General features: G+C 31.8%; 10 protein-coding genes. 2 read left to right on the forward strand and 8 right to left on the reverse strand.

All coding sequences use genetic code 11. From position 1 onward, the window contains the following. Nucleotides 1-168 precede the first annotated feature (168 nt). From P2W65_RS25005 to P2W65_RS25015, 3 genes are all read right to left on the reverse strand, one after another. The gene (locus P2W65_RS25005) at nucleotides 169-1,524 is read right to left on the reverse strand and encodes a dihydrolipoamide acetyltransferase family protein (protein ID WP_289662479.1); all 1,356 of its coding nucleotides are present in this window, start codon (nucleotides 1,522-1,524) and stop codon (nucleotides 169-171) included. An 84-nt stretch (nucleotides 1,525-1,608) separates the two neighbouring features. Further along, nucleotides 1,609-2,772 carry a glycosyltransferase family 2 protein gene (locus P2W65_RS25010; protein ID WP_289662480.1) on the reverse strand — a complete coding sequence of 388 codons (1,164 nt, stop codon included), beginning with the start codon at nucleotides 2,770-2,772 and terminating at the stop codon, nucleotides 1,609-1,611. A 32-nt stretch (nucleotides 2,773-2,804) separates the two neighbouring features. Then, on the reverse strand, nucleotides 2,805-3,908 hold the full coding sequence (locus P2W65_RS25015; protein ID WP_289662481.1) for a BamA/TamA family outer membrane protein: 1,104 nt from the start codon (nucleotides 3,906-3,908) through the stop codon (nucleotides 2,805-2,807). Between the two features lie 172 nt (nucleotides 3,909-4,080). Between P2W65_RS25015 and P2W65_RS25020 the strand changes: the two genes are divergently transcribed. Next, entirely contained in the window at nucleotides 4,081-4,695 is a 615-nt protein-coding gene (locus P2W65_RS25020) for a hypothetical protein (RefSeq protein ID WP_289662483.1), read from the forward strand. A gap of 207 nt (nucleotides 4,696-4,902) precedes the next feature. On the opposite strand, the gene P2W65_RS25025 is transcribed toward P2W65_RS25020, so the two are convergent. Then, nucleotides 4,903-6,093 carry a DUF5009 domain-containing protein gene (locus P2W65_RS25025; RefSeq protein WP_289662485.1) on the reverse strand — a complete coding sequence of 397 codons (1,191 nt, stop codon included), beginning with the start codon at nucleotides 6,091-6,093 and terminating at the stop codon, nucleotides 4,903-4,905. Between the two features lie 111 nt (nucleotides 6,094-6,204). Here P2W65_RS25025 and P2W65_RS25030 point away from each other — a divergent pair, with 111 nt between their 5' ends. Beyond that, on the forward strand, nucleotides 6,205-6,942 hold the full coding sequence (locus P2W65_RS25030) for a tyrosine-protein phosphatase (protein WP_289662487.1): 738 nt from the start codon (nucleotides 6,205-6,207) through the stop codon (nucleotides 6,940-6,942). An 11-nt stretch (nucleotides 6,943-6,953) separates the two neighbouring features. Here P2W65_RS25030 and P2W65_RS25035 read toward each other — a convergent pair whose 3' ends face one another. From P2W65_RS25035 to P2W65_RS25050, 4 genes are all read right to left on the reverse strand, one after another. Then, nucleotides 6,954-8,375: an undecaprenyl-phosphate glucose phosphotransferase gene (locus P2W65_RS25035; RefSeq protein WP_289662488.1), complete on the reverse strand. Its 1,422-nt coding sequence runs from the start codon at nucleotides 8,373-8,375 to the stop codon at nucleotides 6,954-6,956. 192 nt (nucleotides 8,376-8,567) lie between these two features. After that, entirely contained in the window at nucleotides 8,568-10,937 is a 2,370-nt protein-coding gene (locus P2W65_RS25040; protein WP_289662489.1) for a GumC family protein, read from the reverse strand. Between the two features lie 19 nt (nucleotides 10,938-10,956). Further along, the gene (locus P2W65_RS25045; protein WP_289662491.1) at nucleotides 10,957-11,745 is read right to left on the reverse strand and encodes a polysaccharide biosynthesis/export family protein; all 789 of its coding nucleotides are present in this window, start codon (nucleotides 11,743-11,745) and stop codon (nucleotides 10,957-10,959) included. A 76-nt stretch (nucleotides 11,746-11,821) separates the two neighbouring features. Further along, on the reverse strand, nucleotides 11,822-13,231 hold the full coding sequence (locus P2W65_RS25050) for an undecaprenyl-phosphate glucose phosphotransferase (RefSeq protein WP_289662493.1): 1,410 nt from the start codon (nucleotides 13,229-13,231) through the stop codon (nucleotides 11,822-11,824). Between the last annotated feature and the right edge of the window lies 1 nt (nucleotide 13,232).

Here is a 13,232-nt window from a genome sequence, read left to right on the forward strand (position 1 = left end):
ATTCTCGTTTTTTTTGTCGAAAAAAGCTTTCATTTAACGATTTTAACTTTTAAGAAATACATCAATAACAAGTTAAAGTATTACCACCTAACGCTTTTCTTACAAAACACAAAAAAAAATCCGATTAGTCATAAACTAATCGGATTTGAAATATTTTTATAATTGACTTTAGAAATCTCTATCCACATCAAAAGCTTCTAAATATTCTGCTACTCGTTTCACAAAACTTCCTCCCAATGCTCCATCTACCACTCTATGATCATAAGAATGAGACAAGAACATTTTCTGGCGAATTCCAATAAAATCTCCCTCAGGAGTTTCGATAACAGCAGGCACTTTACGAATTGCTCCAAGAGCTAAAATTCCAACCTGAGGTTGATTAATAATTGGCGTTCCGAAAACACTTCCAAAAGTACCAACGTTCGTCACCGTGTAAGTTCCGCCTTGTGTATCGTCTGGTTTTAGTTTTCCAGCTTTTGCACGGTTTCCTAAATCGTTAACCGCTTTTGCCATTCCAACCAAATTCAACTGATCTGCATTTTTAATTACAGGAACAATTAAATTTCCGTTTGGTAACGCTGCCGCCATTCCTAAATTGATATTTTTCTTTTTAATGATATAATCCCCGTCAACAGAAATATTCATTCCAGGAAAATCTTTTAAGGCTTTAGCAACCGCTTCCATCATAATTGGCGTAAAAGTCAATTTCTCACCTTCTCTCTTTTCGAAAGCCGTTTTTACCTTATCTCTCCATTTTACAATATTGGTTACGTCAACTTCAATAAATGACTGAACATGAGCAGAAGTCTGAACTGAAGCCGTCATATAACCTGAAATCAGTTTACGCATTCTGTCCATCTCTACAATTTCGTCGCCTCCATTTACAGAAACCGGAACAGCCTGCTGGCTTTTTTGAGCAACTGGCTCAACTGCTTTAGGAGTTTCAGTTTTTGGAGTTTCTGCAACTACTTTTGGAGCTTCTTCAACCGCTTGTGGCGTTTGCACTACTCCAGATTTGCGATCTTCTATATATTTTAAAATATCTTCTTTAGTAACACGTCCGTCTTTTCCTGAACCTGCAATATTTTCAAGTTCGTTTAAAGTAACGTTTTCTTCTTTTGCGATATTTTTTACTAGCGGAGAAAAGAATTTATCTGAACCTGAAAAATCTGTACTTGCTACAGTTTCTTGTACTGTTTCAATAGTTTTTTCAATTTCAACTGCTTCAGCCGGAGCTACAGTTTCTTCTACTGAAATTGTTTCTGTAATCACCGCTTCACCACCTTCAGTTTCAATAATGGCAATAGTCTGCCCTACTTGTACTAAATCATCTTTACCAAACAATTGCTCAACTAAAATTCCTGATACTTCGCTAGGCACTTCACTATCAACTTTATCGGTTGCAATTTCGAGTACCGCTTCATCAGCTTCAATTTTGTCTCCAACTTCTTTCAACCAATTTGTAATAGTTGCTTCAGCGACGCTTTCTCCCATTTTTGGAAGCTTTAATTCAAATCTTGCCATATTGTTAATCTAAAAGATGTTTTTGATTTTCAGATTGCGAAATTAACGAATATTTTAAACATAAATTACACTTAATATAATTTTTTACTCAATTTTTATAATTTGCCCTCTGTCATTTCTTGAATTGCTTCCAATAATAAAACCCGCATTTTTGGGAAATATTTTAAAAGTAACCTTCTTATCTTTAAGAGTTTCTATGATTTCGATACATTTTTTGAATGAAATATAGTGATTATCCAAAATGATCTCTGCCTTTTTACCCTTTAAAATCAGGCACGAATTTACCATTTTTTCCTCTTTGAATTCTAAAAAACCAACTTTATTTTCCAAAATCGAAGCCAGTTTTTTAGCGAAATTCTCATTTTCGGAGCATAAAAAATAGCTTTCCGGTAACGGATTCTCTTTTGGTTTTCCCTGAAACATTTTAGCAAATGAAAACAAAAATGTCCCAATTTTAATAAAAAGGCTAAAGAACCAGGATTTCTTAAAATGCTTCTGATAAAAGAAATTCATTGATTCCTGAAATCGTTTCATGTACTGCTCATCTTTTATCGTGCTTTCTCCTTTATAATGCAGAACTGTTGTTTCGTGAAAATAAAAATTAGCTTTTTCTAAAAGCAATGCACGATACGACAAATCGATATCATCTGCATACATAAAACAATCTTCGTCGAAACCGTTTAAATCTTCATAAAGTTTACTTTCTAAAAACATAAAAGCCCCAACCAGAATTTCTACTTTTCCGGTTTCGTTTTGATTTAAATGCTGAGCGTAATATTGATTGAAAAGTTTTGTTTTAGGAAATATTTTATACAAACTGAAAATCTTCGTAAAGGCAACCCATGGTGTCGGTATTCCTCTTTTACTTTCAGGCAAAAAATCGCCTGTTCCATCAATCAGTTTACAGCCAATGATTCCGAGATTATTTTGCCTTTCGGCGAAAGCCAGAATCTTCAAGAATGTATCTTCAGCCACAACAGTATCGGGATTTAAAATACAAATGTACTTTCCTTTCGCTTGACGAAAACCAATATTATTTCCTTTTGGGAAACCGAAATTTTCTTCGTTTTGAATTAATTTTACATCCGGAAATCTCTCTTTCATCATCGAAACACTCTCGTCTGATGAATTATTATCCACAACAATAATTTCTGCCTCAATCGTTGTGATTGCTTCCTGAACACTTAAAACGCATTGTTCGAGAAAGTAACGCACATTATAATTGAGAATAATAATCGATAATTGCATGTAAAATTGATCTTGTAGATTTTGGGCGAAAGTTAGAAATTTTCTGATAACCCTAAGCGAAGTGACCAATCGTTTTTACTAATTCCGTAGTCGAGTGCCAGATTACTGCCGTTTTGTTTGTTCCATTTTATTCGAATTCCAGTTCCAACGGCAGGATTCCATTTTTTGAATTGATAAGTCTCGAGTTTGGAAACCGAAGAAATATTAGTAAAAAAGACAGCGCCAAAAAAACCATTTCGACTGATATCCGTTCGATATTCGGTTTCAAAGTAAATTAAGGCATTGCTTCTGTATCTGTTTTTAGTAAAACCTCTTCCTGTTTTTCCGTCACGGTCCCAGCCAATACTTGGCAAATCCAGATAATGAGGCTTTCCGCCAAATGTTGACCAATAAAAAGCTCTTGAAGCCCAAACTCTGTGTTTGGTTTTACTGAAAGAATGATACTTTCGAACATCTATATACAAAGACTGCCATTTATCATTTTGTACTCCGCTGGTATTGATACGCAAATCGGCTTCAACATATAATCCTTGCTTTGGATTAATGATGTTCTCCCGCGAATCGTACAAACCCTGAATCGCAAATCCAAACGAAGTCTCGTCTGAGAAATCTCCATTCATATATTGATAATAATCGGTTTCACCATCTATATAAGATTCTTCAGAAATATTCTGATAATTATCAAAAAGAAAACCAGCGCCTAAACGATAATTTCCAACAATCTTTCGGGTAATAAATTGATAGAATCGCCATTGCTGATAATCTAATGTTGACATTTTATCTTTTGAATCGTGCTCACCCAAACCGTAAGTATCCTGAGGATAAATCATATATCGATAATCACCTATAAAATTCCATTTATTTTCGCTTGTGTAAACGTAAGACTGAACAGGAAAAACATATTGTTTGGTAAAACTAAAATAAGGTGAAAAAGTAACCTGAGACATTTTCGTTTTTTCGTGATCTTCGCCCAGATAAAAAGTAGTTAAAAAGGAAACCACCAAACCTGTACTGGAATTTACATCAACGGGAACCGGAAGCAATGAGAAAGCCAGTTTTTTTTGCTTATCTTTTTTGATGGTATCGTTTTTATCAAAGATTTTGTGAATAACATCTAATATGTCCTGATTTCCCACAGTCAGACTATCGTTTTGAGCGTTGCAAAACGAGCTTATTAAACAAAAACAGCATACATATATAATTTTTAAATTACTCACTCACAATATTTTAAAAACCATCTCTTACAAATTTAGAATTTTTAATTTAGAATTATGTTTAAATCTTTTGTAGAATAAAAACGAATTTAAAATGATTCAAAAAAGCTACATTTGGGTTTCTAATTATCTGATCTTAAAAAGTCTTATGCGTCAATTATCACTTTACTTTTTAGCTTTTAGTCTTATTTGCTTTTCAGTGAAAGCTCAGGAAAAGAGAGAAAATCTAGTAAAAACTAACAAATGGTTTATCGCAGGTTCTTCAAAAGAAAGTGAAGAAATGATAAATGCTATTCGAATAAAAAAAGGAATAATTACGATAACCACGAAAAATAACCCAAAAGGTGAAATTGAGCTCAATGTTATGATTACACCTTCGGTAACTAATGACGGAATTCCGACGAATCTTTCGAGTGAATCAAAATTTGTCGAAATTACCTATCAATCTACACAAATAATAAAATTACAAGCAAGAGAAGGAAATTCAGAAGGGAGTGGTTGCGTACATGGAGGTTCACATCCTAGAGTTAGCCTGCCTGCTTCTCTTCATCAATTTAAAACTATAAAAATTCCATGGTCGGATTTTAAACAAGACGAACTTCCTGATGGAAAACTTCTGAATATTCACAATTTATGTAAGTTCAATTTTGTGAATTACAATCCAATTTCCGGATCGATCCTGAAGATTAAGTCAGTTATTATAAATTGAAAGTTTTTTTTTCCGCAAAGAGCGCTAAGGATTTTCTCAAAGTACACTAAGAAAATTATATAGATTTAAAAAACTACAAAGTCCGCAAAGCTATATCTACACAATACTTTGCGAACTTCGAAGTTTGTAAAACTCACTTAAAAAAACTTTGTGCATTTTGCGAAAATCCTTAGCGCTCTTTGCGGTAAAATCTTCTCATTTCAAAAATTACAAATGCAATTGAATTTTATATCTGTTTAAGATTTTCATTACGAAAAGCATAATTGTAGAGAATACTAAAGACCAGATAATACCTGGAACGCCTACCCTAAAGTATCCTGGAATAATATGCATGTTAATCGTTTTACAGAAATAATAAATTACTCCTGGTAAAATATAGATTAATAACGGATTTGCTGCTGCTGGCATAAAAAACTCACTCCATTTCGTTTGTTTTTTAACTTCCATTAACCAATATAAAAAGTAAAATAATATTGTACAGATTCCTGCTGAGATCATTGTCCAAGATGGAGTCCCCTGTATTTTGGAAATTCCAAATAAAGGTCTTAAACCAAATCCAATAGCGAAAAACAATATTATAAAAGCAATTACGGGCCAGTTGATTTTATTTTCGATTTTTCGATCAAAAAAGAGCAGTGAAATTACAACTCCAGCCGAAACGAGTGCACCATGTGTAAGATGTCCTGCTATAAAACTCAACCAAGAAGTATGTTGAACAAAAGAATTTTCAGTAAGATTTAACGAATTCATCACCACACTAAAAATCAGGAAACCTATCATTGCCCATAAATTCCCAGAAACCAGCCAATAATAGATAACCGTAAAAAGATATGCCCAACCAATTAAACCTAGAATTCCCCACCATTTTGGCGTCATTCCTCTTTCTCCAGTATCTTGTATGTATAAAAAGTAAAGTGTTACGAGAACCAAAATCCCTCCGTATTGCAATACACTTTTGAGCCAAAGAGGGAAATCTTTTGGGTATTTATTCCAAATAAGGATTGGCATTGCATAGGCCAAAAGTCCCCAGAGAGCTGGAGCAATTATCATTTTAGAAGCATCAAAACCATATTCGGCATTAACCATGAAAACGCCAATAATAATAAGCGCAAAGGCTCTTTTTAAAGTGTGAGTCCAAATGGTTTTGGCACTATCGCCTTTTATCAGCCTAGCATTAAAAGCAAATGGAACCGACATTCCAACAATAAATAAAAAAGCAGGAAAAACTAAATCAACAAAAGTCATAGCATCAGCGTCTGCAGGCATGTGTTTCAACCATTGTGGCACATGTTGAATACTTGCCAATTCGTTAACAAAAATCATTACAAAAATGGTGATTCCGCGTAAAGCATCGATAGAAACAATCCTTTGATTAAACAAATTCTCTTTTATTTTCATAATTTTTTACTTTTTTACTAAAAATCAAATATAACATAATTCTAAAAGGCCTTATTAGAAATTCTAGACTAATTTTGCATTTTATAAATTTGAGTTACATACTGTTGCCCCATGTTTACATTCTTTAAATCAAAACCTTTTTTAAAAGACCTTTTAGGAAGTGATTATGTCGATATTCATTCGCATTTACTTCCTGGAATAGATGATGGCGCAAAAGACATTGAAAAAACCAAAAAGCTTATAAAATCCTTTCAAAAGCTTGGAATTTCTCAATTCATTACAACACCGCATATAAGTCATTATATATGGAATAATTCAGAACAGAAGATTATTCAGAAACATGATGATACTCAATCTTTATTAAAAGAAGAAAACTTTCACCTTCCGTTTAAAACTGCTGCAGAATATTTTATGGATGACTGGTTTGAAAATCATCTGAAAACAGAAAAACTTCTTACCCTAAAAGATAATTATGTACTGGTTGAAATGTCGTACATAAATGCTCCCGTACAGTTGTACAAAATATTATTTGATATACAAGTTGCAGGATATATTCCCGTTTTAGCACATCCCGAAAGGTATTTGTTTTACAATAAAAATTTAAAGGAATACGATAAAATTAAAAATGCTGGGTGTAAATTTCAACTCAACTTACTATCAATGGTAGGGTATTATGGAAAAGAAATCACTCAGACAGCTGAATATCTTTTAAAGAAAGGAATGTATGATTTTGCTGGGACAGATGTCCATCATGGTAAACATATTGCATGTTTTGAACAAAAAGTTAAAACTGACCAGATTTCTAATTTAAAGGAAATTATAAAAAACAATCAATTTTTCAGGTTTTAGAAAAATATTTGCTAATAGGCATTTTCTTCTCCCTTGACAATATTCATAATTGTTCTTATAATAATTTTTATATCCAACAAAAGACTCCAATTTTCGATATACCAAATATCACAGTCTACTCTGTTTTCCATATCTTCAAGTTTTTTAGTTTCGCCACGATAACCATTCACTTGTGCCCATCCTGTAATTCCTGGTTTGGCATAATGACGGACTGAATAATTATCAATTAGTTCACCATATTCCTTTGCAAGATTAATCATATGAGGTCGTGGCCCAACAACTGACATATTTCCAAAAAGCACATTAAAAAACTGAGGTAATTCGTCTATGCTGGTTTTACGCATAAAAGCACCAAATTTCGTTATACGACTATCGCCTTTTCCAGCCTGTTTATCATGAGCTAGATCATTAACATACATACTTCTAAATTTTAGACATGTAAAAGGTCTATTATCACGTCCTGAGCGTTTTTGTTTAAAAAAAACAGGCCCTGGCGATTCTATTTTGACAATTAAAGTAACTAAGGGAAATAACCATGGAAAGATTAATAAAATAACTAATGAAGAAAAACATAAGTCGAATATTTTTTTTACCAATCTGTTGATTGCTAACTCCAAAGGCTCTTGTCGCAACATTAATACCGGCGTATTTTCATAAAATGAAACCTCAACTTTGTTAGACTTTGTATACAATTGGAAATCAGGAATAAATTTTATTCGAACCATATTTTGCTCACATATTTTTATTAACTCATTTATTGTTCCAACATTGTCAATATGAAGAGCAACATAAAGTTCATCCACTTTTTCTTTGACAAGAAATTCCTGAACTTTGTCAAATCCTCCTAAAAATGGAGTGTATGTTTCTTTTATAGTGTCGTCCTTTTGATCAAAAAAACCTAAAAATTTGTATCCGTAAGTCAAGTTTTTGGCCAATATTTTACGCATTTTTTCGCCTGTTTCATTAGCGCCAACGATAACAAATTTTTTAAAATTATATCCTTTTGCCCTTATTTCCTTTAAAAGTTTCATAGAGATATATCGAGAAACAAGTAGAATCCCAAAAAAGAATAAATAAAAATACAATAAACGAAGTCTTGAAATATCAGCTAAATTTAGAAAAGCAACAAACATTGCTATTAAAGAGGCATGAATAAGAAGTTTTCGGATAGTACGGCTTACAATAGATTCAATACGTTCAATTCGAACCATTCTATAAGAATCTTTATTAAGAAGTAAGCCGATCCATATTAAATTAGCGACTAAAGAAACCGTTTCTTCTTCTTTTAGAAATATTTCTTCAACCCTGCCATATCTAACTAAAGCAGAAAGTAATATCGATGCATTTAATAAAATTATATCCCAGCACACAAACAAAAGTTTGAAATAACGAGACATTCTAATATGTGATAATTCCTGTAAAATTTTCATCATCAACTTTTCAAAGCCAAAGCTTAGCAAAATATTTACAACGAAAGTAGTCTTTTAATTATTCTTAAGTAATACTTTTAAATCAATTATTTTCATTTTTTTATTTTTTAAAACAATACGGTAATTACATAAACCATTTACATAAAAAAAGGCTCAAAAAAACTTGAGCCCTTAAATAATGTGTAAGTTTAAGTATCAAAAAAATCGTTTATACCAAGGTTTATTTAAAACTACCCCATAACCGTATCCATAACCATAACCTTTTGTCGAATCTGTATCGTTAAGTACAATACACATATTAGGAAGTTTATTTTCTTTATAAAGTGTATTTGCGATTGACAACATACGTTTCTCTAATACATTTGCTCGCATGACATAAACAAAAGTATCCGCATTTTTAGCTATCAATAAAGTATCGGTAACCAAACTAACTGGCGCTGTATCAACAATTATGTAATCGTATTCTTTTTTTAGCTGTTCAAACAGTTCATCTACTTTTTTCCCCATTAATAATTCGGCAGGATTGGGAGGAATTATACCAGAAGGAAGAATATAAAAATTTTCAAACTTCTTATGCTTTATGATATAATCTTGAATATTCTTATCTGAAGATGATAGATAGTTTGTTAGCCCCAAATTAGGAACATCAATATATTCTGAAAACTTAGGATTTCTAATATCCATACCAGCAAGCAAAACTTTTTTTCCTGATAATGCAAAAGTCCCTGCAAGATTTGCAGAAATAAATGTTTTTCCTTCTGAAGAAAAAGTAGAGGTTACGAAAATAGTTTTAGCAGCTCCATCTGATACTTTATTGAGCATAAACTCCAGATTGGTTCGCACAATTCGTATTGCTTCAGCAGAACTTGACCGGCTTTCTGTCTTTATCAATTCCTTTGTATCGTTAGAAGTAGGAATATCGCCAATAAAAGGAATTGCGGTTTTCCCCTCCAAATCTAACTTACTTTTAATTTTCGTATCTAATAAATCATTGGTATAGATAATTCCAAAAGGCACACATATGCCCAGCAGTAAACCAGCTAGATATATAATTTTTTTCTTAGGACTTATCGGTTTTTTTTCAGCTCTAGCAGCATCAATTACACGCGCATTAGGTTCCGTTGCCGCTAACGAAATTGCAGTTTCTTCCCTTTTTTGCAATAAATACAGATACAATTCTTCTTTGACCTTTTGCTGTCTGGCAATAACTCTGAATTGACGTTCCTGAACTGGAATCTTACCAATTTTGCTTTTCAAAATTCCTTCCTGCCCCTTAAAATCCCTATTTTGAATTTGAAGATTAGATTGTAAACGCTTGATACTTTCTACAACACTGAATTTTAAAGAGCTGATTTGCTGATCCAGTTTTATTACTGATGGATTTTCAGCTGTTGCCGACTTTAAAATTCGATTTCTATCGAGAACTAGTTGATTATAGGAATTAATTAATGCACCTGCATCTCCTTTATCAGAGATCATATTTGTTGGTAGTAAGTCTGAATAATTACTTTTTTTAATAAAATCTAATAAGGAAGATACAACGTTCAACTGAATTTCTGTTTCGATCCCTTTTTTATCATATTCTGCAGCGCCATCAATAAAAATTTTTGCTTCAGAATCAATATCCGTCAGTCTATTTGTTTTTTTAAAAGATTCTATGTCTTCTTCGACTCCATCCAGTTCTTTCGCAATTAAACTTAATCGTCCAGCAATAAATCTAGATGTGTTTTCAGAAATATAATTTTTATCCTCAGCTGCATCGTTATTATAAATCTGAATCATATTATCCAAAAAATCTTCTGCTTTTTTTCCAACAGGATCTGAAATAGAAATATTTACTACGCTGCTGGTTTTGCTTACAGACTCGACTTTTAATTTTTCCCTCAAGCTTTCTGTAACTTCGTCAAGCGGGCTTATCACTATATTAATTGATTTAAAATCATCCATTTCTTTAATTGAAAAAAAAGAAGTTTTATCAATAATCAATATACCGATTTTTGTTTGGATTTTTTCTCCGAATTTAAATTTCTTTTGATTTGTTAAAATAAAAATTTCCTGGTTTTCTGTTTCATTTTCTAATGAAAAAGTGTTCAAGTCCAACAAATCGCATTTCAAAATAACCTCCGCTTCATTAAATGCAACTGATTTATTTATAAAATTAATCCTGATTGGTGCTTGTGCATAAATATCACGGTCAATAACTTTTCCCTCAACAAATAATCCTGTAGTAAGATTTAGCTTTTTTATGGTATTTTCAACTAATGTTCTGGATTTTAAAACTTCTATTTCATTATCAACATTATTCTTCATATTACCGCCTAAACCTAAATCCGAAAAAGCAGATAATTCAGAAAGCATGCCTCCTTTTTTTTCATCTTTTACCAAAATACTGGTTACAGCTTCATAATTGGGTGTTGTATATCGCAGGTATAAAAAAGCCAATATCATACCAACCATAATGCTTCCTAAAAACCAACGCCAATGAACTAAATATTTATATAACTGCTCCTTAATATCAACATCTTCAGTTTCATTTTCAATTATATCATTATAAAAATCTTTCATTTATTTATATTTTGTTTACTTATTTAAAAATTAATACAGCGAGCGATACTAAAATAGAGACTGCCGATATTATTACCGAAGTATTTGGCCCTACTGCCGAAGAATTTACTCTTGTTCTATTAGGTTCAACATACACTACATCATTTTGGTTTAAATAATAGAAAGGAGAATTTATAAAATCTGATTTCGTAATATCTACTCGATTATATGACTTTACACCATTATTTTCCCTAATAATGAGAATATTATTTCTTTTACCATAAATAGTTAAATCCTTTGCCATGCTTAGAGCTTCAATAAGCGTAATTCGTTCTGAATTTACTGGATATGTCCCTGGTAAATTAACCTCTCCCTGTAATGAAATTTTGAAATTCGTGATGCGGACATTCACAATTGGATTTTTGATATAGTTCTCGATTTTACTTTGTAAGAATTGCAATACTTCGGTACGGCTTAGACCTCCCACATGGATTTTTCCTAATACCGGGAATTCAATATTTCCAGTATTATCAACTAAATAAAGCTGAACAGTCTCCTGACTACGTGCCAGATCCAGCCTATTATTTCCAGATACACTGACTGTTTTTAAATTAAATGGTATTGCTGCTTCAGGATCGTCTGCAGAAACAATAATCATTAATAAATCATCTGGCTGGATTTTAACTTCATAAGAAGATGTAGGCTCTGTTTTCAAAGAATCAACATCCTGATAATAGAGAATGTTTTTTTTTGAAGCACAAGAAAAAAACAAAAATAAGAGAGATAAAAAGCTAACCGTTTTTATCTGAAGAATAAATTGAAATTTCATTAAATTGAATTTAAAATAAGGGAGTAAAGCAAAAGAGAATCTGCTTAAAAGGATTTTTTATAAAATTGGAGATAAATTAGTAGGCATTCTTTTCTCCTTGAAAAATATTTAAGACCGTTTTTACGATAATTTTTAAATCTAAGAGTAAACTCCAGTTTTCTATATACCAGATATCAAATTCTACTCTATTTTCCATGTCAATAAGTTTTTTAGTCTCACCACGGTAACCATTAATCTGTGCCCAGCCAGTAATTCCAGGTTTTGCATATTGACGCACCAGATAGTTATTGATTAACTCGCTATATTCTTGTGTATGGAACAACATGTGTGGCCTAGGCCCGACAATAGACATATTACCTATAAAAACATTAAAAAATTGTGGCAGTTCATCAATGCTTGTTTTTCTCATAAAAGCACCAAATTTAGTAATACGACTATCTCCTTTTTGAGCCTGCACATTATCCGAAACCTTATTGAGACGCATGCTTCGAAATTTTAAGCATGAAAATGGTTTATTATCTCTTCCTGATCTATCTTGTTTAAAAAAAATAGGTCCAGGAGATTCAATTTTAATCATTATCATTATTATTGGAAACAAACAGGGAAATATTAAAATAATAACCAAAAAAGAAAAACAAACATCAAATATTTTCTTGATAAGCCTATTAAAAGTACTCTCTAAAGGCTCAGGACGTGACATTAAGACGGGCATGTTTTCATAAAAAGAAATCTCAACACGGCTTGACTTAGTATACAATTGAAAATCTGGAATAAATTTAATTCGCACCATATGATGTTCACAAATCTGAATAAGTTTCTTTATAACATCAATGTCATCTATATGAAGAGCGACATACATTTCATCTACTTGTTCTTTTGTTATAAAGCTTTCAATTTCATCAAATCCACCTAAAATATTGGATATCGTTTCATTTTGATTTTGATCAAAAAAACCTAAAAAACGGTAGCCGTATGTTAAGTTTTTTGACAATATTTTTAGCACTCTTTTACCGGTATCATTTGCTCCTACAATAATCACGTTCCTAAAATTATATCCTTTGTATCTAATGTATTTTAAAGTCTTCATTGAGAAAACTCTTGATAACATCAAAAAAGAAAAGAAAAAAACGTAAAAGTAAAGAAGTTGAAATCTGCTTATACCGTCATAATCCAACGAGACAACAAAAATGGCTACTATTGCAGCATGAATGATAATTTTTTTTATTGTTCTCGATAAGATCGATTCTATCGTTTCTACTCTAATTATTCGATAAGAATCTTTATACAACAAAAGTCCAATCCAGATTAAATTAGCTAACAAGGAAATTGTTTGGGTTTCTTTCAGATATAATTGATCAATACTTTCCAGTTTGACAATTCCAGAAATGAGTATTGCTAAATTTAACAACACTATATCCCACGAAATAAATATAATTTGGAAATATCTTGAAAAACGATATTTAGATAGTTTTTGTAAAATTTTCATG

The sequence above is a fragment of the Flavobacterium panacagri genome (genome assembly GCF_030378165.1).
GTDB classification, from domain to species: Bacteria; Bacteroidota; Bacteroidia; order Flavobacteriales; family Flavobacteriaceae; genus Flavobacterium; species Flavobacterium panacagri.